This is a genomic window from Aequorivita sp. CRS11 (assembly GCF_059693805.1).
Genome location: NZ_JCATIG010000004.1, coordinates 19,308 through 43,994, shown reverse-complemented (window position 1 = coordinate 43,994; position 24,687 = coordinate 19,308). Strand labels below are relative to the sequence as shown.

Sequence of the window (24,687 nt, the reverse complement as noted above, 5' to 3'; positions counted from 1 at the left end):
TACCTTTAAAAGCACTTCCATTATGAGGTGCTTTTTCTATATTTGCTATATGATCAACCTACACATCAATGACGAAATATCAAGACTGCGCGCCGTAGTGCTGGGCCGCGCAGATAGCAATGGCCCCGTGCCAAAGCTGGAAGATGCCTACGATCCCAAATCTGCGGAGCATATAAAGGCCGGGACGTACCCCAAAGATGAAGACATGGTAAAGGAAATGGAGGCCGTAGCCGAAGTTTTCAAAAAGTACGATGTAAAGGTGTATCGCCCCCATTCCATTAAGGACTATAACCAGATATTTTCGCGCGACATTGCCTTTGTGATTGAAGATAAATTCATTATCGCAAACATTCTGGAGGACCGTTCTATGGAAATTGAGGCCATTGAGCACGTAATCAACCAGATTGATCCTTCAAAGATTATTGAATTTCCCGAAAATGCCCATATAGAGGGCGGCGATGTTATGCCCTGGGGTGACTATATTTTTGTAGGCGCCTATTATGGCGAAGATTACCCGAATTACATTACTGCCCGCACAAATCTGAACGCCGTAAAACACCTGCAGAAACTATTTCCGCATAAAAAGGTGAAATCCTTTAACCTAAGAAAGAGCAACACCGTGGCCGATGAAAACGCACTGCACCTGGATTGCTGTTTTCAGCCCTTGGGACGCGGGAAGGCGATTATCCATAAGGAAGGTTTTTTGATTGAGGAGGAATATAATTGGCTTGTTGATTTCTTCGGAAAGGAAAATTGCTTCCATATTACCAAGCGCGAGATGTATGATATGAACAGCAACATCTTCAGTATCTCGCCCGATGTGGTGATTTCAGAAAAAAACTTTACCCGATTGAATTCGTGGCTGCGCGAACAAGGTTTTACTGTGGAAGAGGTGCCGTATGCTGAAATATCAAAACAGGAAGGATTGCTTCGATGTACAACCATGCCTTTGGTTCGCGATTAATAGAAAATTTCTTGTTCTTTATTAGTTGTTTTTATTTATCAAAAGTATACAATTTGTAAGTTGTTGTAACTAATTGTTATTGCTATTAATATTTGTTACAACGCCTTATTTAACAAAAAAACCGCCCCCTCTTTCGCAAAAAATTAGTAAACTTGGCGTTACAAAATTTTAACACTTTGAAAAGATTACACTCCCTACCTTTTTTATTGCTGTTTTTAACAGCTATTACTGCACTTACCGCACAGCAAAAAAACATAAGCCTCGAAGAAATTTGGGGTGGTGCCTACAGAACCCAAGGTCTGGATGCCCTTCACTCCATGAACAACGGAAAGGAATATGCGGTGCTCAATTATGACCGACAAAACAAAGCTTCTACTGTTGATGTTTATGACTACAAAAGCGGCGAAAAAGTACGAACCCTGTTGAACAGTGCAGATTTAAAAGGCATAAACTACGTGATATCCTACGAGTTTAGCAAAGACGAGTCAAAAATTCTTTTTACTACAGAGTTGCAGCAAATTTACCGACGTTCATCACTTGGTACTTATTATGTTTATGATATTGCTTCTAAAGAGTTCAGTTTGGTTTCTACCAATAAAATTCAGGAGCCCACCTTCAGCAATGACGGCAGTAAAGTAGCTTACGGATATCAAAACAATCTTTACGTAAAAGATTTGAAAACTGGAGAAACCAAACAGATTACCGATGACGGTAAGAAAAACAGTATCATAAACGGGATTACCGATTGGGTTTATGAGGAAGAATTCGCCTTTGTGCGGGCTTTTGAGTGGAGTAAGGATGGTGACAGGTTAGCCTATATAAAATTTGACGAAACCGAGGTGCCGCAATTCAATATGGATCTTTACGGTAACGAACTCTATCCTTCAGCAGATACTTTTAAATATCCAAAGGCGGGAGAGGCAAATTCCAAGGTTTCACTACATATATATGATCTTGGGAACGGCAATACTTCTGAAGTAAACCTTTCGCAATATAATAGCTACTACATTCCGCGTTTATTGTGGACACAAGATAATAAACTGCTGAGTGTGCAGCTTACCAACCGCCACCAGAATGTGATTGATTTGGTTTTTGTAGATGTTTCCAACAACACTTCAAAACTAATTTTGGCCGAAAAAGATGATGCCTACGTAGATGTTACAGACAATCTAACCTTTTTGAACAACAATAGTTTTTTCTGGACCAGTGAAAGGGACGGTTGGAACCACATTTACCAATACGATAAAGATGGTAAACTACTAAACCAAGTAACAAAGGGCGCTTGGGAAGTAACTGCCTATTACGGTTTTGATCAGAACACGGGCCGCGTGTATTACCAAAGTACCGAAAACGGAAGCATCAATCGCGATGTGTACTCCATACTTCCTTCTGGCAAAAACAAAGTCCGCCTAACACAGCAAACAGGAACCAACGATGCCGACTTCAGCGCAGATTATACCTATTTTATAAATACATTTTCAGACGCAACAACACCCTATGTGTTCACGCTTCGCGAGGCTAAGACTGGCAAACTGCTTCGTGAAATAAAAAATAATAATGATTTGAAGGAGCGTTTGTCTTCCTATAAAATTTCACCTAAAGAGTTTTCAACCATAAACATCAATGGTGAAAATTTGAATATGTATATGATAAAACCTCTGAATTTTGATGAAAACAAGCAGTATCCTTTGTTTTTATATCAATATTCCGGTCCCGGCTCCCAGAATGTATCAAACAGTTGGATGGGAACAAATGATTATTGGCACGAAATGCTAGCCAATGAGCAAGATATTATCATTGCCTGCGTGGACGGTCGCGGCACAGGATTTAAGGGAAGGGATTTCAAAAAAATGACCCAAAAGGAATTGGGGAAATACGAAGTGGAAGACCAAATAGCGGTCGCTAAAAAGTTGGGTGAACTTCCATATATCGATGCCTCGCGTACGGGAATTTGGGGTTGGAGCTATGGTGGCTTTATGTCATCAAACGCGTTGTTTCAGGCGCCGGACACTTTTGAGGTGGCCATTGCAGTAGCCCCGGTAACCAGCTGGCGATTTTATGATAGTATCTATACAGAGCGCTATATGCAAACCCCGCAGGAAAACGCTTCGGGTTATGATGAAAATTCTCCATTGTCGCATGTTGAGGGTTTGAAAGGAAAATTCCTGTTGGTACATGGTAGTGCTGATGACAACGTACACGTTCAAAACAGTATGCGTTTGATAGAAGCCTTAGTGCAGGCCAATAAGCAATTCGATTGGCGTATATATCCCGATAAAAACCACGGTATTTACGGTGGCAATACACGATTGCATCTTTATACTTTAATGACCAATTACATCAAAAACAACTTATAAAAATCAACACTAACTAATAATTAATCTTATGTCAGAAGCTCTTCAATATCAAAAGCAAAAGGAATTATTTGGCCATCCAGTAGGTCTTTATATCTTGTTCTTTACCGAAATGTGGGAACGTTTCTCCTATTACGGAATGCGCGCCATTTTGGTACTTTATTTGGTTGCAGAGGCAACCAGCGATAATCCAGGATTAGGGTGGACAAACGCCGAAGCACTTTCATTATACGGAACTTATACCATGCTTGTTTACGTTGCTTCCATTCCAGGAGGATGGATTGCCGATAAATTTATGGGGCAGAAGCAATCCGTACTTGTAGGTGGTATTCTTTTGGTAGCAGGACATGGCGTTCTTTCCATAGAAGAAATGTGGGCATTCTACAGTGGTCTTGGCTTGATTATAGCGGGTGTGGGGATGTTAAAGCCAAATATTTCAACTATGGTTGGTGGTTTGTATAAAACTGGTGACATTAGAAGAGATAAGGGTTTCACTATTTTTTATATTGGTATTAATATAGGCGCTTTTCTATCCAGCTTAATTGTGGGGTATGTAGGTGAAGTTTATGGCTGGCACTACGGTTTCGGACTTGCTGCTATAGGTATGGCTTTGGGATTACTTCAATATTTAGTGGGTCAGAAACATTTAAAATATGTTGGAAATAATACCAACAAATCTATTGATCCTGAAGAAAAAGCGGCAATGAAAAGACCGCTTTCTAAAGTTGAAAAGGACAGAATGGTTGTGCTGTTCATCTCTTTTATACTGGTTATAGTTTTTTGGGGAGCCTTTGAACAAGCTGGGGGTTTAATGAATATTTACGCTTCTGAAAAAACCGATAGAATGTTGATGGGCTGGGAAGTGCCAGCTTCATGGTTTCAATCGCTTAATGCTATGTTTATTATTATTTTGGGTACAACAGTTGCTGCATATTGGGCAAAGAGAAAACTAAAAGGAAAAGTTTCCACTTCACTTTTCAAAATGTGTCTGGGCTTGATAATTATGGGAATGGGTTTCTTCTTTATGACCGCAGCCGCTGCACAGTTTAACAGTGATGGTGCATCAGCTATGTACTGGTTGGTACTGGCTTATTTGTTTCATACCGTAGGAGAATTATGTTTGTCGCCAGTTGCGCTTTCATATATTACGAAATTGGCACCACTAAAATATGCTTCTTTAATGATGGGGGTATACTTTGCGATGACTGGTTTTGGAAATAAAGTAGCCGGACTTTTAGGAGAATCAGCCTCTAATTTAGGTGAATATACTGTATTTACGGGAATTGCAGTGTTCTGTGTTGCCTTTGGATTATTGGTTTTATTGATAAGAAAGAAACTGGAAAAACTTACGCATGGTGCTGAGGATAATGAGCGTGAACTTCACGACAACGAGCCTTTTGAACTTGCAGATCCAGATATCAACAAGCCTCACTAATTTTTCAGAAATAATTTAACCAAAACAAATACCGATGAACACTGATATAGAAAATCTGTTTAAAGACAAAGTTTTAGGGCATCCCGCGGGATTATTTATACTCTTTTTTACTGAAATGTGGGAGCGTTTTTCCTTTTACGGAATGCGTATCCTTTTGGTGTTGTTTTTAACCGCTCCAATTTTGAGTGACAATCCCGGTTGGGAATGGCCACGCGAGCATGCGTTGGCACTTATTGGAACCTATGCTTCGCTTTTATATTTAACCCCTATCATTGGAGGTTGGATAGCAGATAAAATTACGGGGTACCGTATGGCAGTGGTGTTGGGTTGCGTTATTATGACGCTTGGCCACGCCTCCATGGCGCTGGAAACCACTGCTTCATTTTACATGGGCCTTGCTCTTTTGGTAATTGGTACAGGTTTTTTTAAGCCGAATATTACCTCCATTATTTCTGAAATGTACAAAGGCAAGGAATCTAAAAAAGACGGTGCTTATACAATCTTTTATATGGGAGTGAATGCCGGAGCTTTCTTCGGAATGATGCTATGTGGGTATTTGGCTGAAAATTATGGATGGTCTTGGGGCTTTGGGCTTGCAGGAATCTTTATGTTTTTTGGAATGCTTCAGTTTTTATTGGCGAATAAAATATTTGGAGGTATTGGTGCAAAACCTTCCAAAGTACATGAAGTAGAAATACCTCAAAATATAAATGAGGAAAGACCTGAACTGAGAAGTGATGAAGTAGAGGAAGCACCTATTAAATTGAACCCGTTCACAATGTTTGATTATGTTTTGATCGTATTGTCATCCGTTGGTGGTTTGCTATATCTTTTCAATGATCCTTTAGAAAAAATATACGATACTTCTCTGGTGCCTTTTGAGATTGGTGGAATGAGCGGAACAAACATAGTTGTTCTTGCAGCATTGGCAATGTTCCTGATTTTATTGGTGACGCGTATTGCTCGTTATTTGCCAATCGTTCGAGATAGATTGATTGCCGTTTCCATTTTCGGGCTGTTCACGGTTTTCTTTTTTGCATTTTTTGAACAGTCATTGGGTTCTATGACGCTTTTTGCACAGGATTATACCGATAGGGACCTAACTGGGAATTCTGCTATGATTTTCAAAATAATAGATGCGTTATTAACGACCGTTCCTTTAATTATTATTTCTTGGGTTATTTATTTGTTGGTCAAGAAAACGCATAATAGAATTGCAATGTCCAATATAGCATTGGTTATTGCTTTTATTGGTATTTGGGGCTTGGTAATTTATAGACTGTACGATAAGTTTAATCAAACAGAATTACAGGTGGATGCCACATGGTTCGGGATTTTAAATTCATTCTTTATAATTACGCTTGCACCTATATTTTCAAAATGGTGGGAGAGCAAATATAACCCTAGCGCAGCCGTAAAGTATGGTATTGGTCTTATTATGCTGGGCTTGGGCTTTGCAATACTTTCATATGGTGCTTCAGATATTCCCCCGGGGGCAATGACCGCAAAAGTGAGTATGGTATTCCTTATTTTGGCGTATTTGATGCACACAATGGGCGAGTTGTGTCTGTCGCCTTTGGGCTTGTCCTATTTAAGTAAATTGGTGCCCGCGCGCATGATTGGATTTATGTTTGGAGTATGGTACCTTGCCATTGCTGTGGGCCAAAAAGCCGCCAATACTATGGGAGGGATGATTGATAAGATTTCTGCAGAATATTCTATGGGAACGTTCTTCTTGATATTCACCTTAATACCTATTAGTGTTGGCGTTATTTCGATGTTGCTGAACCCTGTTCTAAAAAAATTAATGCACGGCATTCGTTAATACACAATACTTTATAATATAAAAGCGTTCCTTTTTATGGAACGCTTTTTGTTTCAAATATTTAAAATTACTAAAGCATTTATAATGAAATATTTATTACTCTTTTTTCTTATTATTTCCGCAGGTACAGTCCATTCACAAAAAATTAATTGGATGACTATGAATGAAGCGCTTGCCGCCCAAAAGAAAGAACCAAAAAAGATTTTTATGGACGTTTATACCACTTGGTGCGGCCCCTGCAAAATGCTCGATAAAAATACTTTCAGCGATGCGGATGTAATTGAATATTTAAACAAAAACTATTATGCGGTTAAGTTTAATGCTGAAGGGACCGAAGAGGTAACCTTTAATGATTTTACCTACACAAACCCCAATTATGATCCAGCGAGAAAAGGTAGAAACTCACAGCATTTATTTGCACATGCCCTAAAAGTTAACGCCTATCCCAGTGTTGTTTTTTTTACGGAAGAAGGCAAGCTAATCCAAGCGGTACCAGGTTACAGAACACCTCCCCAACTTGAGATTTTCCTAAAAATGATACATACGGACGATTATTTAAAAATAACAACTACCGAAGCCTGGGAAGAATATCAAAAGAATTTTAAATCTACATTTTAGTATAGCCATTTCGGTTTCATATTCGGGCTATTCTATTGGGAAAGCTCCTTGTTTTGCGGTATGACAGAACAGGAGCTTTTTTAATTTACAAGTTTTTTCCCAGCGTTTTACATAGGAATAATAATTACTGTCATCGGCAATAATTTGGTTGGGCTGTAAGCTGTCGATTAGTCGATTGAGGTTTATTTTTGGACTGTTCGTGAGCAGAATTGTATGCACCTTCGTTATTTTGGGAAAGACCCCCAAACTATCTAAAACGAGCATGCTTCTATTATTATAGCTAAAGAACCCTGGAATTTTTTTTTCTGAATAGGAATTAATGTTTGCGGCAGTTTTGAATGATTTAAGAGGAAATATTTCAGAAGTATTTAAAATACTATCACTTTTAAAAATCGTCAAATGTTTTCCGTTTTTATAACCAATCAACGTTTGTTTGCTTTTTTGAAATATTATCATTTGATTACCAGAATACCTAAATTCATCATAGGTATAAATTGAAATTATTGTTGCAATTGCCACAAGTGAAAGTACCAACCTATGATAGTTTATCTTTTTCAGAAGTAATGCTAGGGCAATAATAAAAAAATAGGTTCCCAAGACTTTTAATGGAGAGAAATGGATTTCCTTAAAAAGAAATTCGTCCTGCACTGCAACCCAGTGGATAAACCCATTAAGGTTTTCAATCAAAAAATTATAGCTCTCTGCCAACCAATTGGGCAAGCTGTCAAAACTCGCCAAAAACACAATCAATATTCCGCCGCACATTAAGATGGTTAAAAATGGAAGCACTACAATATTGGTGAGTAAAAACAATCCCGGGAATTGGTGGAAATAGTATAAACTCAAAGGTAAAACCCCAATTTGCGCACAAATAGTAACGGACACGATTCCCCAAGTTTTCCGGACAATCCAATATTTTGAATAACCTATTTTATAGAAAAGGGGCTGTAACCAAACAATAAAGAAAACTGCCAAATAGCTAAGTTGAAAACCAACCTGAAACAACCACAGCGGATTGATGGCCAAAAGCGTGAAAAACGAAAGGAATAATGTGTTTATGGAATTTGTCTCTCGGTCAAAAAGTTTGGCTATTGCAAAGAAACTGAACATCGTTACCGCCCGTGTAACTGATGGCGATAGTCCAGAAAGTAATGCAAAACACCATAAAAGTATAACAATTAATATAGCTTGAAAGAAGACGCCATATTTCCATCGTAAAAAGGGTTTAAAAACAAATGCCAGAATAATATATAATATACCCACGTGGAGCCCCGAAACCGCCAAAATATGCACAGCTCCCGCAGCGGCGTATTCATTGTACAGGCTTTTGTCAATGTCTTTCTTTTCACCTAAAACTAGCGCTTGCAGAATTGCGCGTTCATCAGTTTCCAGGTTTGTATTTTGAAGTTTAGCAACTATATATGCGCGTAAGTTTTGCGCAATGCCCATTAAGGTTTTGGAACCTGTTTGTGTTTTTAGAATTGCTGTTGATGAAAAGCGTAACTGTCCATAAACACCTAATGATTTTATATATTTTGAATAATCAAATTGGTGCGGGTTCAGCGGTTTCGGAATGTCGGTAATTGGGGCATATACAAGCACACTCTCATCGGGTGAAAAAGATTTTGTTATAGAATCTTTAGAAAGATTCAGCAAGATTTTCCCCGTTGCAGATTTGTTGTTTATTGCACTTACCGTTGCAAAATACTTGAGATAGTATTTATCGGGCTTTAAGATCTGGGTTATTTTCAGCTGTACTAAATCTGTTTTGTTTTCCGAAATAAAGTGCGAATAATGTTTGGGTTGAAATTGTGGAAGCCGAATTTGATGCGTAAAATAACCAATGGCAAAAAAACAGAGATATGTAGCTATTCCGAAGTAAACGTGCTGAATCAATTGCTTCCGGGACCAAAGCCATAGGCCCGTAACTATCGCTAGGATTATTAAAAGATAATGAAGTGAAAAAAAATTAAAAGGAAAGTATTGTGCTGCGAGAATACCCAGCACAAGGAAAGCCGAAAACTTTACTATTGCAAAGTTGATGAATTTCATGCCCCAATCTTTTAAGCGTACTACTTAAAATTTATTGGGGAGAATTGAATTAAAATTAAAAAATATATTTTGGAAATACAAAATTGCTGAAACCGAAAATTAAATAACCCGGCGTACTTCCACAAAAGCTTTTTTCCAGTAATCCTCGTCTAGCGATGAAATGATAACCCCGGCACGGGTTGTGGAGTGTATAAATTTTACTTCGCCGTGTTTGGCCTCCACTACCAAACCTACGTGGTTTATAGTGTTTCTGCTGCTGGTTTTGAAAAATACCAAATCGCCTTCTTCAATGTCCTTAAACGAAATAAGAATTCCTTTTGTAGCCATATCACGCGAAATTCTGGGAAGTGTAATGTTTTCCTTTTGAAATGCGGTATAGACTAAGCCAGAACAATCCATTCCAGCATCTGTAGTTCCACCAAATTTATAACGGGTGCCCTGAAAGGTTTTGGCGTAATCTATAATTCCCTTCTTAATTTCTTTAGGGCTTTCTTCAGAGTCTTCCGAAGTGTTTTCATCATCTCTTTTTGCTGTAATTTTATTGTTTTTGTGCGGACTTACCTTACGAGTAGTTTTCGTCTTTACCTCATTTTTTCCTATTATGGCTTCGGGAATTTTACCGGTGTTTTTGGTACTTCCGCAAGAAATTAGGAATAAAGCAAAAAAGGAAAGGAAGAGTAGTTTTCGCATCGATAGGGTATAGGGGATGAATAGTTAAAAATATAAAATATTCTTTAATTTTCTTTTAGGGCAGCATAAATTAGTTTGGCCGTGTTTTCACTTGCGCCCCTTCCGCCGAGCGCTTTTTCAAGATCGTAATAATCCAAAAACATTGCTGCACGGTTGTACGGATCCAGAATTTTGGTCAATTCTTCTTTCAATCTTTTTTTGTTGAAATCGGCTTGAATAAGTTCGGTTACAACTGTTTTGTTCAAAATTAAATTCACCAAGGAAATATAATCCAGTTTTATAACGCGTTTTGCTATTTCATAACTAATCCTGCCACCTTTATAACAAACCACCTGTGGTACTTTGAAAAGAGCGGTTTCCAGGGTGGCGGTGCCTGAGGTAACCAACGCCGCTTCTGAAATACTTAAAAGGTCATAAGTTTTATTTGCTACAAAATGTACGTTTTTCGTACTGAGAAAACTTTCATAAAATGACTTTTCCTGGCTCGGTGCTCCGGCAATTACGAATTGGTATTCCTTAAAATCCTTGGCAACGGAAATCATTATTTCCAGCATTTTTTTAATTTCCTGCTTTCGGCTGCCGGGAAGCAATGCTATTACTGGTCTATCGTCCAAACCATTTTCTTTGCTGAAGATTTTGGGGTCAACTTGTTTTCGGTTGTAAATGGCATCGATTAACGGATGCCCCACAAAATGCACGGGATAATTGTGTTTCTCTTCGTAAAACTCCTTTTCAAAGGGAAGAATAACATACATCTCATCCACATCGCGCTTTATATCTTTTATACGCCCTTCCTTCCACGCCCATATTTGCGGTGAAATGTAATAATGCGTTCGGTACCCTTTTTGCCGCGCCCATTTCATAATTCTGAAATTGAACCCTGGATAATCTATAAAAATAATTACATCAGGGTTGAAACTTTCAATATCCTTTTTGCAGAATTTGATGTTTTTAAAAATAGTCCGCAAATTCAGTATTACTTCTGCAAAGCCCATAAAGGCAAGTTCCCGATAATGTTTTACCTCGGTGCCGCCAACCTCACGCATCAAATCGCCACCCCAAAAGCGAAAATCTGCTTCAGAATCTTCCTTTTTTAGGGCTTTCATTAAATTGGCTCCGTGCAAATCGCCGGACGCTTCGCCTGCTATGAGGTAATATTTCATTTTAAAAAGTTATGAGTTATGGGTTATGAGTTGTTAAGTTTTTAAACCTGAAACCTGAAACTTGAAACCTGAAACTACTTTAATACATTCTGTATTAAAATATCAAAAAACTCCGTAAGCGTCATTCCTGCCTCACGGGCTTGTTTGGGCACGATGCTTTCGGTTGAAAGGCCCGGATTGGTATTTATCTCCAAAAAATAAGGCTTTCCCTTTTCAAGAATGAATTCACTGCGGGTAATACCTTTCATATTTAATAATTTATAAATACGGACGGCTTCTTTTTGAACCATTTCGGTTTCTTCTTCTGAAATTCTTGCAGGAGTGATTTCCTGTGATTTTCCAAGGTACTTTGCCTCATAATCAAAGAATTCATTTTCCGATACAATTTCGGTTATTGGAAGTGCGATTATCTCTTCGCCTTTGTTATAAACCCCTACGGAAACTTCGGTGCCTACCAAGGCGGTCTCAATAATTATTTCGGTGTCTTCAGTAAATGCTTTTTCTATTGCGGGCATCATTCCGTCCATTTCGTTCACTTTGCTGATGCCAAAACTGGAACCGGAGCGGTTGGGCTTTACAAAACAGGGCAGGCCGGTTTTCTTTACTATTTCTTCAACATTAATCTCACCGCCATTATTTATGTAATACGAATTTGCTGCGCGAATGCCAAAATTCTTCAATACCGAAAGGCAGTCCCGTTTATTAAAACTGAGTGCGGCGGAATAATAATCGGTGCTCGTGTGTGGAATTTTCAACAATTCCCAATAGGCCTGCAGATAGCCATCTTCGCCAGGCGTGCCGTGGATTGTGTTGAAAATAGCATCGGGCCTGATGGTTTCCGTGCCATTGTCAAAACTGAAATCGGCTCTGTTTACGGGGTGTTTTGTGCCGTTATTGGCTACAAAGTACCATCCTTCTTCCAAAATATGTACCGGATATACTTCATATTTGTTTTTATCGAGGGCGTTGCAAACCACACCGCCACTGTTTATCGAAATCTCGAACTCGCTGGAATAGCCGCCCATAGCAACGGCAATACGTTTTTTGCCCATAACAAATAATTAAAACCTGCGTTAAATAACTGGTAAAACAAAAATATCACTTATCCATAGAAAGATACTAACTTTGGGTTTTATATTTTTGTGCATTAACAAAGAAACGTATGACTTTTATCCAGTTTGTATTTTCCAAGGCATTTTTAAAGCAGTTGCTCTTGGCTATCGTGGTCTTGCTTGTTTTGGCTTTTTTGATATTATGGTGGTTGCGCTTTAGTACAAACCATAATGAAACGATAGAAGTACCTAACCTTGCCAAAATGTCCTTGGATAAAGTAGAGGAGAAATTGGACGAGATGGATCTTCGGTATGAAATTTTGGATTCTGCAAATTACAACCCTGATTTTCCAAAATATTCCGTGATTGAGCAAATACCAAAACCGGGAAAATTTGTAAAGGAAGACCGAAAATTATATTTAACGCTGAATCCTTCGGGCTACCGTAAAATTGAAGTGCCCGATGTGTTGGGGCGTACGCGCCGACAGGCAGAGCCTACACTACTGGCCATGGGTTTCAAAATAGGAAAGATAAGTTACCGTCCGCATATTAGCGACAACGTTTTGGAAATGCGCTACAAAGGTGAAAAACTTGAGGTGGGCACACCGCTGCAGAAAACTTCGGTAATAGATTTGATTGTTGGGGATGAATCGCTCAATAGAATTCAAACAGAAGACGATTCTTCCGAAGAAAATCTAGAGGCTCCAACTGAAAATGAAGAAGAAAACAATGACGAATTTTAGCGAAGAAGAAATTGATGATACTGATGGCAGTGATGATCTTTACGAGCATTACCGCTTTAAGGCAGATAAAGGGCAGAGGGCGCTTAGAGTAGATAAATACCTGATGAACCTGATTGAAAAAGCGACCCGCAATAAAATACAAAAAGCAGCAACCGCTGGAAATATCTACGTTAATGGGCTTCCCGTTAAGAGTAATTACAAAGTGAAGGGCAATGATGTGGTTACGGTACTTTTTGAGCATCCGCCCTATGAGTTTCTTTTGGTGCCCGAAAATATTCCCTTGGATATTGTATATGAAGATGACGCTGTACTTGTGGTAAACAAACCCGCAGGAATGGTTGTACATCCCGGACATGGGAATTACAGTGGTACACTTATAAATGCGTTAACGTATCATTTCGAAAACCTTCCCAATAATTCGAGTAACAGACCTGGTTTGGTTCATAGAATAGATAAAGACACCAGTGGCTTGTTGGTGATTGCAAAAACGGAGGAAGCAATGACTCACCTTGCCAAACAGTTTTTTGACAAAAGCACCGAGCGCGAATATGTTGCCCTTGTGTGGGGGAATGTGGAAGAAGAGGAAGGTACCATTGAAGGAAATATCGGCCGCCATCCCAAAAACCGCTTACAAAACACCGTTTACGAAAACGATGAAGAGGAAAAGGGCAAACCCGCGGTTACCCATTATAAAGTATTGGAGCGTTTGGGTTATGTGACCCTTGTTTCGTGTAAGTTGGAAACTGGACGAACGCATCAAATAAGGGTGCATATGAAATACATAGGCCACACCTTATTTAACGATGAACGTTACGGGGGTGAAAAGATTTTAAAAGGAACTACTTTTAGCAAATACAAACAGTTCGTTGAAAACTGTTTTAAAGTGCTGCCGCGTCAGGCATTGCACGCCCGCACTTTAGGGTTTGTACACCCAACTACGGGAGCGTTTATGCGTTTTGAATGCCCCATTCCAGAGGATATGGAGGCTTGTTTGGATAAATGGCGAAATTATTCGCAGCATGTGATTGAATAAATGATTGTCTGGTGGAACAGAGATCTCGACCTCTCGACTACGCTCGAGACAGGCCAACGCTCGACCAGACAATCAAGTTTTCTATGTTTTTAATTCTTAATCCACTTAGCTGTAAACGTTTTCTTTCCATCAGAGATGGAAACAAAATACAATCCGTTATTTAAATGCTTTAAATTGTAACTGCTTGTAGTTTGCAGATTGCCTTCTTCAGAAAAGACTACTTTTCCATCCACACTGTAAACTTTCAGATTAGCATTTACAATAGCCTGAGGAAGCTTAAAGGTTAAGATGCCTTCTGAAGGGTTTGGGAAAATACTTATTACGGAGCTGGCACTAAAATCTGTAACACCTACAATTTCTTCTATTTCAACAAAACCTTCTCGGGTATTATTGCCTTTGTAGCCGTTCCGCTTTATACGGTCTGGATTGTAGGGTACGTTGAGGTTGTACACACTTACAAAAGTGGAGTCAACCCCGGTGCCAAACGTTAGGGTGTAGCTATTGGCTGTAAGGTCCAGCATACCGTCGTTATCCACATCGCCCAATACTGCGCCATTTAGAAATGTAAAGCCACGGGGGCGCAGGGGGAAACCATCAATTTCGCCACTGCCATCCATATTGTAAGCGTGGATGTAACCATAGCCGTCAGCATCGGTTATAACACTCGGGAATACAACATCTAAAGCACCATCATTATTAACATCTGCGAGGGAGATAACCCCTTCGGTACCGCCGTATTTTTCTATTGGGAAATTAGGAAGGTTTAATCCATCTGGGTCTAAACCATAAACAACGGGAAGTTCTTCACCTTGGGTTCCACTTGTATTACGGTCTGACATAAAGATATCAAAGATACCGTCATTATCTACATCCCAAACAGTGGAGGGGGAGTAGGTCCACTCGCTGGTAGCAATAGGCCAACCTGCTTTGTAAGTGCCGTCGTGCTCCATAACGTAAAAGCCAGGAGCATCGCCGTGGTTGCTTCCTATAATTTCAAGGTCGTCATCGTTATCTAGGTCTGCAAGCATAGGAGATTGATAGGAATATTTCACATTGGGGTCAACAACAGGGAAGTTGGGGAATAGCTGCCCTTGGTTATCAAAGATATACATGCCTGCGGAAGAGGCCGCTATTACCACGTCATTGCTGCCGTCATTATCAACATCAGCAATGGAAGGGGTAAATGCAGGGGTAGCTGCTACCTCTACGGGCCAATTGGCATTAATTGGAGTACCGTCCATTTTAATGGCATGCACAAAGCCTTGTGCACTCCCTACGCGTTCACCGGTAATAATATCTAACATTCCATCTCCGTCCACGTCAGCAATTGCTGGGGCGTTAATCATCCAGTGGTCATCAAAGTTTAAAGGCCAACCCGGTAAGTCTGCCCCTGTGGGATCAAGAAGATAAACACGACCCGCATTGGGAACACCTCCAGTATTTAGTACAATCTCCAGAGTGCCGTCATTGTTTAAATCTGCAACCGAAGGGGGAAGAAGAATGGTGCCGCTAACGGGTTTTTCGAAAAGAACAGTGCCGTCTCCTTCAAGGGCATAAAGGGTGTTCCAGATACCGTAGAGTATTTCGTCCACGCCATCGTTATCAATATCTGCCAAGGTGGTGCCGCGACTGTTTTTGAAATTGGGATGCGCAGGTTCGCCAAAGCGCCAGAGTTGGTCAAATACTTGGGTTTTTTCCTGGTTGTAGTAATTTTCTGGAAGGCTAACCGTTTGAACGGAAATAGTGCCATCCTCATTAAGACTTGCTTTCTTGCCTTGCTGCTGGGCGGTGGCAATGGTAGCTGTTCCAATGAAGAGTAACGATAGAAAGGTAATTGTTTTTTTCATGAGCTTCGTTTTTGAGTTTCGTATTTATAAAGTTATAGATAAATATTGGGTTTGCAAGGGTGTTGCTTTGGTTGAGTGCGAGTTTTGTTCGGAAAGAGCCGCATTTTTTTGAAGTACGGTAGGGCAAGTATAGCAGACAGATACTAGTAAAGTGGGAGGAAAGTAAAGGGAAAGTAGAAGGAAACTGGGAGCAAATACGGTATAAGATCGGCATATAGTCAACATAGTGTCGGTATATAGTCGGCATACGGATTTGGAAAAATGAGGGGAATGTTTTAATTTTCTTCTGAAATACCAACTATAAATTAATTGGTTATGGCTTCAGATAATAAGTTTCCACCGATAAAAGGAACGTACAACGGTATTAACTATTACTTTCAGGATGGCAAGCAGCGCCAACGGAAAGCGGGTGGTGGATTTACTACCGAAAGTATAAAAAATAATCCAAAGATGCAAGGGGTTCGTGATAGTAATCAGGAACTTGCATTGTGCAGTAAATTCAACAAACATTTTAAGGAAGCTTTGTTTCCTCTTATAAATGATTTACAGGATGGGACTTTGCACCAGCGGTTGATGAAACTTTTTATGCAGATCAAAACGCTGGTTGAGGCGCCTGCAGGGCAACGGACAGTAGGGAAAGGACTTTGTTGTGATATGGGACGGAAGCTTTTAAGGGAGTTTAAGTTTACCAATGGCCCACAAACTAGGGATATATTGGGGCCAATTACCGATTTTAATGCAGAAACAGGAGCTTTGAAAGCTGTTGCTTTTGACCCCAAACGATTGAAATTTCCTAAAGGGAGTACGCACTTTTTTATGCAATATGGGGTTTTGGAATATGACTTGAAAACCAATGCTTTTCGTTTTTTGGCTGGGGATGAGGTTGTGGTTGCTGCGGAAGAGGTTGCTAGGGAGTTGGAGCTTACCTGTGCCGAAAACCCGGTTGCTAATCGAGAGGTTTTTGGAGTTGTGAAGGTACAGTTTTATCAGAAATTGCCAGATAGGTATTATAAATCGTTTGCTAAGGGGGCTGTGGGGATTGGGATTGTTTAGTTTCTGTTCTCAGTTCTCAGTTCTCAGTTGTGTATTATATCTACCCCGCCTGTCTGGTACCTCCCGAATCAAGTTTGGGGCAGGCTCTTCCTTTCTGGGTGGGGAGTGTTTATCTGTCTTAACAAAAAGTTAAAATTATTCTTTTCGGTAACGTTCGCGCCGTATAAAAGACATATCATTCTATATTTACCAACTGATAAATTTAGTGCATACTGCCACTTGTTTGTCTAGTTATTACTAATAAAACTCCCTTTACTAATGAAAAAAGTTATTCTTTGTTTTTTACTTGCTGCCTTTGTATTGCCTGTTCAGGCCAATGAAGGTATGTGGTTTTTAATGCACATTGAGCGATTGAACTACCGCGATATGCAAAAAATGGGGCTACAGCTTACGCCCGAAGAAATTTATAGCATAAACAATTCCAGCCTTAAGGATGCCATAGTGCAATTTAACCGTGGGTGCACTGCAGAAATTATATCGAATAGCGGTTTGGTGCTTACCAACCACCATTGTGGCTACAGCCAAATTGCAGAACTTTCCACTGCGGAAAACGATTATTTGACCAATGGGTTTTGGGCGGGAAATCACGCTGAGGAATTAAAGCCAAAGAAACTTTCCGTTCGCTTTTTTGTACGTATGGATGATGTTTCAAAACGCATTTTGGGGCAGGTGAATGATAAAATGACTGAAGCCGAACGCGAAGCTGCCATAAACCGTGAAATCGCAAAGATTGAGCAGGAAAACAACGAGGGTGGTAAATATACTGTTTCTGTAAAATCCTTTTATCAGGGCAATGAGTTTTATTACTTCGTTTACCAAGATTATAACGATGTTCGCTTGGTAGGAACACCACCAGCGAGCGTTGGAAAATTTGGTGGCGATACTGACAATTGGGAATGGCCAAGACATACAGGCGATTTTTCACTTTTTAGAGTGTATGCCGATAAGGACGGCAACCCTGCGGAGTATTCACCCAACAATGTGCCGCTTAAGCCGAAATACCACTTAACCACAAGCTTGAAAGGCTTTGAGGAAAACGATTTTGCCATGATCCTGGGATATCCGGGAAGGACAAACCGATGGATGCCAGCAGGCGGTATTCAACAGAATGTGGAATATGCTTATCCCGCTTGGGTAGAGGCTTCCAAAACGTCTATGGACGTAATGAAGAAATATATGGACAAGGATCAGCAAGTAAAACTTGATTATGCTTCCAGTTATGCCTCTATTGCTAATTATTGGAAAAACCGCCAAGGAATGATAGATGCGCTTACGCAGCATAAAACTGCAGAAAGCAAGCGGAATGAGGAGAAGGCATTTCAGAAATGGGCCTCCAAAAAGGGCAATGATAGGTTTGAGGAGGTGATACCCGTTATAAACAATTATTATAAAAACACCAATAAAGCCAGTGCCCACGATAACTATTTGGGCTTGTTGTTGCGTACCCGAATGGCGACCATTCCGTACCGTTTGGGCAATGCAATGGATTATTATTTACAACAGAATAAAGCGAAACAGGCTGAGGTTAAGCCACAATTGGAAGCTGAAATAAACGATCTGTATGAGGGTATTTATATGCCTTTGGAAAAGGATGTACTGGCTGCCCAGTTGAAACTTTATTCTACAAAAGCTGAAAATATTGCGCCTATGGTAGCGCGCATTGCCACTGCCAATAATAAAAGCGAGGCAGGATGGAATGATTATTTGAACACTGCATTTGAGAACAGTATTTTTCAATCAAAAGAAAAGGTGGAGGCCTTTATGGCAAATCCAGATGCTGAGGTTTTAAAAAATGATCCATTGTTTCAGCTATCTACAGATTTGCTGAAGCGCTACCGTTATGAATCTGAAGAAGAAAAGCAATTGAACAACGATTTTGAGCGGGCATACCGTTTGATGGTTCAAGGTATGCGAGAGATGAATCCAGATGCCAAATACTATCCCGATGCAAACAGCACACTACGCTTAACGTATGGAAAGGTAATTGCATTGCCGGAAGATAAGCGCAATGATGCTGTGAAAAATTACTACACAACATTGAAGGGGACTATTGCAAAATACCAACCTGGAGATGATGAGTTTGATATGCCGCAGAAATTGATAGACCTTTATGAGAATAAGGATTTTGGTCAATATGCGGATAATGACGGTTATTTGCCCGTAAACTTTTTGACTGATAACGATATTACAGGAGGAAATTCCGGGTCGCCAGTATTGAATGGCAAAGGTGAATTGATCGGCTTGGCTTTTGATGGAAACATCGAGGCAATGGCAGGTGATGTTATTTTTGACGATCAACTGCAGCGCACCATTAATGTGGATATTCGCTATGTACTGTTTTTAATAGACAAGTTTGCGGGAGCAAGCCATATTATTGATGAATTGACGATAGTGAAGTAAGATTTTTAGAAAAGACCACATTTATTTTTTAACCCACAAGTCCATAAATATTGGATTTGTGGGTTTTTAAATATATAATTTAAAACAAGAAAATCCCTCCCTTTCAGGGCGGGGAGCATACTCGCTTCTTCCACTAAAGTGGACTCCTTCTGAAATAAGTTTGGGGCAGACTCTCCCTGGTAAGGCGGGGAATCATTTTTTTTAATTTATTTTTTTATTTGCTTGTGTGTGTATAAATTGTGCCCTTGAAACAAGGGTCTGTAGTTCTTGTTTTTATAGTTAAGCCTTAACCCAATTTTTTTTATGAAACACCTACTACTCACCGTAACCTTACTTACCTCTTTTTTTGCCAGTGCGCAGATAGTAAATATACCCGATGCCAATTTTAAGAATGCGTTGCTAAACCATATCCCTGTTATTGATACTAATGGAGACGGGGAGATACAGGTTAGTGAGGCGATGATGACCTATGAGATAGATGTAACTGCCAAATCAATACAGGACATAACAGGTATTGAAGCTTTTGTGAATTTGCAGACCCTTGTGTGCTATTTCAATCAAATAGATGAAGTAGATCTTTCAAATAATATCTTATTGCAGAATTTGGATCTAAATTCCAATCGTCTTACTAGCATAGATCTTTCACATAATCTTTTTTTGGTTGATTTATCTTTAACAGCTAATGAATTGACTAGTCTTGATATTTCGCTTCTTACCGAATTGGACCATATAGAGTGTGCCTATAATGAACTTACAGAACTGGATGTTACAAATAATCATGAATTGACCTCAATACAGTGCTATGAAAATAATATTACTGAACTGGATATTTCAAACCAACCAGGATTGCGGCAGTTAGATATTCAAAATAATCTTTTTACTAGCATAGATCTTTCTCAAAGTCCAGGTTTATTGTGGTTTAATTGCAGTAACAATAGTATCCCAAATTTGGATTTCTCGACGAACCCGGTCCTGTTTGATATTAAATGTAGTAACAATTTATTGACTTCTTTGGATGTTTCAAATAATCCCAATTTAGGATATTTAACATGTAAAGAGAATTCAATAAGTTCGTTGGATGTAACAAATAATCCTCAAATAAGATATTTGATTTGCGACGATAATTTACTGACTTCATTAGACCTTTCACAAAACGTGAATATGGAACTTTTTAATTTTACTAACAACCAGATAACACAAATAGATGTAACTCAAAGTGTAAAGCTTCGGCAATTTTATGGATCAAACAACCATGTTTCTTCTGTAGATTTTACTAATAACCCTGAATTGAATAGCGTGCGTTGTGATAATATGAATTTATCCAATCTAGACTTATCACAAAACCCATTGATTTCTTTTTTAATTTTAAACGATAATAATTTAAGCGAAATAGACGTAACTAATAATCCGCTTATTGAACAACTTTATATAAGGAATAATCAAATTTCAATCATTGATCTTTCGCAAAATCCCGTTTTACGTGTTCTGGGAGTTAATAATAATCCATTAACTTCATTGGATGTAGCAGCAAACCCTAATTTACAAGGGATAGATTTTTCTAACACAAATATATATGCAATGGATTTGAGCAATAATCCATCGTTGTGTGCTGTAGAAGGTAATGATATTGATTGGCTGCACTATGTAAATATTAAGAATGGGAACAATATTGAATTAATCAATGCTAATTGTTATAATGGCGAATTGATTGATTCTGGGCTTAATCTTTCTAACAATCCAAATCTTGAATTTGTTTGTGTGGATAACGTGAATTTTGCAATAAGTAATTTCACAAACGTTTCATCCACGGCTACATTTATTGAGGATTGCTTACTTGCAGTGAATAATTTTGAATCTCTTGATGTCAATCTCTATCCAAACCCTTCAGATGGTATTCTTAATATTCAAGCTGAAAGTTCTATTTCTTCAATAGAAATTATGAATGTTCTTGGGCAAATGTTGCTTACTTCTAAGGGGAACAGTACCCATGAACAAATGGATATATCTGGGCTTAGCGCGGGAAATTATTTTGTGAGGGTTGTTGTTGGGAGTGAGAGTGGGGTTTTGCGGGTTGTTATTAAATAATGGACAATTGTTTGGCGGGGATTAGTGTTGTGTCTACCCACCCCGCCCTTCGCGCTCCCCTCCCTTTCAGGGTGGGGAGCGCGTTTTATGTAAATTTCTGTATAGTATGAGTTCCTTCCGCTTGTAAAATTTACTTTTAAAATAAGAGTGTTTTTTTTAGCAGAAGTAGGCTTTTGTTCATTTATTTAAAATAGTAATGAGTTTTTTTTAAAATCAATTAAATTGCACCTTCAATTTTAATAAATAATACGATTTTATGGCATCAGGGATTTTTGCAATATTGGATGATATAGCTGCGCTGTTGGATGATGTGGCGATGATGAGTAAAGTGGCGGCCAAAAAGACAGCGGGTATATTGGGGGATGACTTGGCGGTGAATGCCGAAAAGGCATCCGGATTTGCCTCTTCCCGGGAAATTCCTGTACTCTGGGCGATTACCAAAGGTTCTTTTCTCAATAAATTGATTATTCTACCCATTGCATTTTTATTAAGCGCTTTTTTACCGTGGGCGGTGACTATCATCTTAATTTTAGGGGGTTTGTATTTGGCATATGAAGGGGCTGAGAAAATATATGAGTTCTTTTTTCCCCACGCCCACGCAAACGAGTCGTTTGTAGAAGAAGGCCTTACCGAGAGTGAAATTTTAGCCATTGAAAAGGAACGTGTAAAATCAGCAATTGTAACCGATTTTATCCTGTCGCTAGAAATTGTGATTATAGCCCTGGGCACTGTTGTGGAAGAACCCATTGGTACCCAAATTATGGTAGTGAGCGTTATTGCTATACTGGCCACCGTAGGTGTTTACGGCATTGTAGCACTTATTGTGCGTATGGATGAAGCAGGTTTTAAATTGATAAAACGCAGTAAGACAGAAACTAGTTTTTCACGTAGGCTTGGAAATTTTTTAGTACAAGCACTTCCAAAAGTTATTAAAAGCCTAAGTGTTATTGGTACTATTGCCTTAATCTTGGTTTCGGGCGGCATTTTTGTACACAATGTAGATTTCTTCCATCATTTTTTACCTTCATGGCCATCCTTTCTTTTGGAATTTGCCGTGGGGCTGGTTGTAGGTTTTATCTGTTTAGGGGTTGTAGTTGTCTTCCAAAAACTCTGGCGCATGGTAAAAGGAAGAAAAGCATCTGCTTAGCAATTAATTTCTTAACTATTCGGTAGCGATAAATTGATTAATATCATTTTATTTCCTACAAATACAATACTATATTTGCCGCCGAAAAAGTATTAACCTATAAAAATTATTATGAATAAATTTTACACATTATTTTTTGCTTTACTTATTGCTACTGTTTCATCTGCTCAGGTTTTAAACGAAACCTTTGACGATAATAGTGGCTTTGTTACCTCAACACCTTTCTTTTCTGATGGCGCTGGAGATTTTTTCGGACTTGCCGTGGTTGAGGATTTTAACGGGGAACCAGTTCCGACACAGCTTAAGGCTTACACTGGTTTTACAGATGGTTTTTTAACAGGAATGGATTTAGATGGGGAAGGTGCTGCCTTACCTATAATAATTGATTGGACAGGACTTGATATAGATGGACTAACGGATTTGATGTTTAGCGGTGAATTTGCTGAATTTTTCGATACTCCTGGAGACATTGATGATTTAGACTTCATCCGTATAGATTATCAAATTGACGGCGGGGGCTACCAAAACCTTATCTGGTTTGAAGGAGCTGACTTTACCGGTGGTGGTGGAACTGCCAACGGAAATTTTAGAGAAGATACCGATTTTGATGGCGAGGGAGACGGAGCGTTGTTGACCGATGCCGCACAAGTATTTACAAAGACTATAACTGGAACTGGTGCTGTGCTTGACCTACGTTTGACCGTTTCTGTGGATTCCGGTGATGAGGACTTTGCTGTTGACACATTTGTGATTACCGGAACTGGAACTGATACTACTGCTCCAGTAATTACTTGTCCTGCGGTTATTGAACAAGACAACGATGCTGGTGTTTGTGGTGCTATTGTAACTTTTGATCCTGCAACTGCCACTGATGACACAGACCCTAACCCGGTTGTGGTTCAAACTGCAGGCCTTGCTAGTGGTTCAGAGTTTCCTGTGGGAGTTACGACTATAGAATTTACAGCTACAGATGCTGCAGGTAACTCCAGTACTTGTACGTTTACAATTACTGTTGTTGATGCAGAAACTCCAGAAGTTGTTTGTCCTCCAACACAAACCGTAATGGCAGATTCCAATGATATGTATGAAATTCCAGATTACGTTGCCAATGGTTTGGTTACAATTACCGACAACTGTGCTACTACTTTTACAACACTACAGATTCCAGCTGCGGGAACGATGGTGGGAGTAGGTACTACCAATGTAATCATTGAAGCCACAGACGATGCCGGAAACACTGCGGGCTGCAATTTTGACGTCGTGGTCGAACCATTTTTGGGTGTGAATGATATTGCTCTTTCGCAAATTACATTGTATCCCAATCCAGCAAAATCAACAGTAACCATCAATACCACTGTTGAAAATATTGTGGTTTACAGTGTAGCTGGTCAAAAGCTAATGGAAACTAGCAGCAATAACTTTGATGTTTCTTCACTGGCTAATGGTATATATTTAGTGAAAATTACTACTGCCGAAGGTACAGCGGTTAAGCAGTTGAGCGTTCAGTAAGCTATTATATTGAATAAGATAGAAAAACCATCCGTTACTTACGGGTGGTTTTTTTATTGTATTTATTTAGACTTAAATGAACAATAAAATGTAAGAAATGATTGCGCAAATACTTTCAATTTTGCGACATTTGAATACGAAATAATTCCTTAGGTTGAAACAAAGACTTTTTGCCATAGCATTTCTGTTTATATTGTTCGCTCCAGTGGCGACTATGTTTCTCTATCTTCATTTTGAGAAAGCTGCGCTGAAACGGGAAATTAAATGGAAAATGGTTGCAGGAATAGACCAAAATGAATTGGTACTTCTGAAATTTTCAAAAGAAGAGGCAGAGAAACAACTGCGGTGGGAACATTCCAAGGAATTTGAATATGAGGGGCAAATGTATGATGTGGTTTCAAAAGAAATAAAAGGAGATACCATTTACTACAGATGCTGGTGGGACCACGAGGAAACTGCCCTTAATAAAAAGTTGCAAGAACTGGTTGCCCAGACGTTTGATAAAGACAAGGACAAGCAAAGAACCCAAAAGCAACTAACCAATTATTTCCAATCTTTTTTCTGTTCAACGCTTTTTGAGTGGCAGGCCACTGTCCCAGAAGACTTAGTTGAAATTTATCAGACCATAGTATATGAGGACAATTTTAGTACGATACGTTTAAGTCCTCCCACACCACCTCCACAGTATAGTTAGTGTCCTAGATTTTAATCAGTAGC

General features: G+C 39.3%; 18 protein-coding genes. 13 read left to right on the top strand and 5 right to left on the bottom strand.

The window, feature by feature from the left end:
• The first annotated feature begins 49 nt into the window (after positions 1-49).
• From AC58DT_RS08750 to AC58DT_RS08730, 5 genes are all read left to right on the top strand, one after another.
• Positions 50-964, top strand: coding sequence for a dimethylarginine dimethylaminohydrolase family protein (locus tag AC58DT_RS08750; RefSeq protein ID WP_497216493.1), 915 nt, complete (start codon positions 50-52; stop codon positions 962-964).
• Positions 965-1,140: 176 nt separating this feature from the next.
• Positions 1,141-3,321: a S9 family peptidase gene (locus tag AC58DT_RS08745; RefSeq protein ID WP_497216492.1), complete on the top strand. Its 2,181-nt coding sequence runs from the start codon at positions 1,141-1,143 to the stop codon at positions 3,319-3,321.
• Between the two features lie 28 nt (positions 3,322-3,349).
• Entirely contained in the window at positions 3,350-4,753 is a 1,404-nt protein-coding gene (locus tag AC58DT_RS08740) for a peptide MFS transporter (protein ID WP_062622456.1), read from the top strand.
• 34 nt (positions 4,754-4,787) lie between these two features.
• A complete protein-coding gene (locus AC58DT_RS08735) occupies positions 4,788-6,578 on the top strand; it encodes a peptide MFS transporter (protein WP_497216491.1) in 1,791 nt (596 codons plus the stop codon).
• Positions 6,579-6,662: 84 nt separating this feature from the next.
• Positions 6,663-7,196, top strand: coding sequence for a thioredoxin family protein (locus tag AC58DT_RS08730; protein WP_062622618.1), 534 nt, complete (start codon positions 6,663-6,665; stop codon positions 7,194-7,196).
• A 27-nt stretch (positions 7,197-7,223) separates the two neighbouring features.
• Here AC58DT_RS08730 and AC58DT_RS08725 read toward each other — a convergent pair whose 3' ends face one another.
• From AC58DT_RS08725 to AC58DT_RS08710, 4 genes are all read right to left on the bottom strand, one after another.
• Positions 7,224-9,248, bottom strand: coding sequence for a ComEC/Rec2 family competence protein (locus AC58DT_RS08725; RefSeq protein ID WP_497216490.1), 2,025 nt, complete (start codon positions 9,246-9,248; stop codon positions 7,224-7,226).
• Between the two features lie 99 nt (positions 9,249-9,347).
• Entirely contained in the window at positions 9,348-9,938 is a 591-nt protein-coding gene (locus AC58DT_RS08720; protein WP_497216489.1) for a C40 family peptidase, read from the bottom strand.
• Positions 9,939-9,982: 44 nt separating this feature from the next.
• The gene (gene lpxB, locus AC58DT_RS08715; RefSeq protein ID WP_497216488.1) at positions 9,983-11,101 is read right to left on the bottom strand and encodes a lipid-A-disaccharide synthase; all 1,119 of its coding nucleotides are present in this window, start codon (positions 11,099-11,101) and stop codon (positions 9,983-9,985) included.
• A gap of 74 nt (positions 11,102-11,175) precedes the next feature.
• The gene (locus tag AC58DT_RS08710) at positions 11,176-12,153 is read right to left on the bottom strand and encodes a D-alanine--D-alanine ligase (RefSeq protein WP_497216487.1); all 978 of its coding nucleotides are present in this window, start codon (positions 12,151-12,153) and stop codon (positions 11,176-11,178) included.
• A 110-nt stretch (positions 12,154-12,263) separates the two neighbouring features.
• Here AC58DT_RS08710 and AC58DT_RS08705 point away from each other — a divergent pair, with 110 nt between their 5' ends.
• Complete coding sequence (locus AC58DT_RS08705; protein WP_497216486.1) at positions 12,264-12,896, top strand: PASTA domain-containing protein; 633 nt, start codon at positions 12,264-12,266, stop codon at positions 12,894-12,896.
• Positions 12,883-13,929 carry an RluA family pseudouridine synthase gene (locus tag AC58DT_RS08700; protein WP_497216485.1) on the top strand — a complete coding sequence of 349 codons (1,047 nt, stop codon included), beginning with the start codon at positions 12,883-12,885 and terminating at the stop codon, positions 13,927-13,929. Before AC58DT_RS08705 ends, AC58DT_RS08700 begins: the two co-directional genes overlap by 14 nt.
• Before the next feature lie 89 nt (positions 13,930-14,018).
• Here AC58DT_RS08700 and AC58DT_RS08695 read toward each other — a convergent pair whose 3' ends face one another.
• Entirely contained in the window at positions 14,019-15,776 is a 1,758-nt protein-coding gene (locus tag AC58DT_RS08695) for a T9SS type A sorting domain-containing protein (RefSeq protein ID WP_497216484.1), read from the bottom strand.
• Between the two features lie 315 nt (positions 15,777-16,091).
• Between AC58DT_RS08695 and AC58DT_RS08690 the strand changes: the two genes are divergently transcribed.
• From AC58DT_RS08690 to AC58DT_RS08665, 6 genes are all read left to right on the top strand, one after another.
• Positions 16,092-16,829 (top strand): hypothetical protein, encoded by a 738-nt coding sequence (locus AC58DT_RS08690; RefSeq protein WP_497216483.1) that lies wholly within the window; start codon positions 16,092-16,094, stop codon positions 16,827-16,829.
• 258 nt (positions 16,830-17,087) lie between these two features.
• Entirely contained in the window at positions 17,088-19,229 is a 2,142-nt protein-coding gene (locus AC58DT_RS08685) for a S46 family peptidase (protein WP_497216482.1), read from the top strand.
• Positions 19,230-19,532: 303 nt separating this feature from the next.
• The gene (locus tag AC58DT_RS08680) at positions 19,533-21,314 is read left to right on the top strand and encodes a T9SS type A sorting domain-containing protein (protein ID WP_497216481.1); all 1,782 of its coding nucleotides are present in this window, start codon (positions 19,533-19,535) and stop codon (positions 21,312-21,314) included.
• Between the two features lie 256 nt (positions 21,315-21,570).
• On the top strand, positions 21,571-22,461 hold the full coding sequence (locus tag AC58DT_RS08675) for a DUF808 domain-containing protein (RefSeq protein ID WP_497216480.1): 891 nt from the start codon (positions 21,571-21,573) through the stop codon (positions 22,459-22,461).
• Positions 22,462-22,572: 111 nt separating this feature from the next.
• The gene (locus tag AC58DT_RS08670; RefSeq protein WP_497216479.1) at positions 22,573-23,970 is read left to right on the top strand and encodes a T9SS type A sorting domain-containing protein; all 1,398 of its coding nucleotides are present in this window, start codon (positions 22,573-22,575) and stop codon (positions 23,968-23,970) included.
• A gap of 154 nt (positions 23,971-24,124) precedes the next feature.
• Positions 24,125-24,664 carry a hypothetical protein gene (locus AC58DT_RS08665; protein ID WP_497216478.1) on the top strand — a complete coding sequence of 180 codons (540 nt, stop codon included), beginning with the start codon at positions 24,125-24,127 and terminating at the stop codon, positions 24,662-24,664.
• Positions 24,665-24,687 lie beyond the last annotated feature (23 nt).

Bases quoted from the DNA above. Each gene is read 5' to 3' on its own strand.
- AC58DT_RS08750 (WP_497216493.1), top strand. From the start codon at position 50: ATGATCAACCTACACATCAATGACGAAATATCAAGACTGCGCGCCGTA.
- AC58DT_RS08740 (WP_062622456.1), top strand. From the start codon at position 3,350: ATGTCAGAAGCTCTTCAATATCAAAAGCAAAAGGAATTATTTGGCCAT.
- AC58DT_RS08735 (WP_497216491.1), top strand. From the start codon at position 4,788: ATGAACACTGATATAGAAAATCTGTTTAAAGACAAAGTTTTAGGGCAT.
- AC58DT_RS08730 (WP_062622618.1), top strand. From the start codon at position 6,663: ATGAAATATTTATTACTCTTTTTTCTTATTATTTCCGCAGGTACAGTC.
- AC58DT_RS08725 (WP_497216490.1), bottom strand. From the start codon at position 9,248: ATGAAATTCATCAACTTTGCAATAGTAAAGTTTTCGGCTTTCCTTGTG.
- AC58DT_RS08720 (WP_497216489.1), bottom strand. From the start codon at position 9,938: ATGCGAAAACTACTCTTCCTTTCCTTTTTTGCTTTATTCCTAATTTCT.
- lpxB (WP_497216488.1), bottom strand. From the start codon at position 11,101: ATGAAATATTACCTCATAGCAGGCGAAGCGTCCGGCGATTTGCACGGA.
- AC58DT_RS08710 (WP_497216487.1), bottom strand. From the start codon at position 12,153: ATGGGCAAAAAACGTATTGCCGTTGCTATGGGCGGCTATTCCAGCGAG.
- AC58DT_RS08705 (WP_497216486.1), top strand. From the start codon at position 12,264: ATGACTTTTATCCAGTTTGTATTTTCCAAGGCATTTTTAAAGCAGTTG.
- AC58DT_RS08700 (WP_497216485.1), top strand. From the start codon at position 12,883: ATGACGAATTTTAGCGAAGAAGAAATTGATGATACTGATGGCAGTGAT.
- AC58DT_RS08695 (WP_497216484.1), bottom strand. From the start codon at position 15,776: ATGAAAAAAACAATTACCTTTCTATCGTTACTCTTCATTGGAACAGCT.
- AC58DT_RS08690 (WP_497216483.1), top strand. From the start codon at position 16,092: ATGGCTTCAGATAATAAGTTTCCACCGATAAAAGGAACGTACAACGGT.
- AC58DT_RS08685 (WP_497216482.1), top strand. From the start codon at position 17,088: ATGAAAAAAGTTATTCTTTGTTTTTTACTTGCTGCCTTTGTATTGCCT.
- AC58DT_RS08680 (WP_497216481.1), top strand. From the start codon at position 19,533: ATGAAACACCTACTACTCACCGTAACCTTACTTACCTCTTTTTTTGCC.
- AC58DT_RS08675 (WP_497216480.1), top strand. From the start codon at position 21,571: ATGGCATCAGGGATTTTTGCAATATTGGATGATATAGCTGCGCTGTTG.
- AC58DT_RS08670 (WP_497216479.1), top strand. From the start codon at position 22,573: ATGAATAAATTTTACACATTATTTTTTGCTTTACTTATTGCTACTGTT.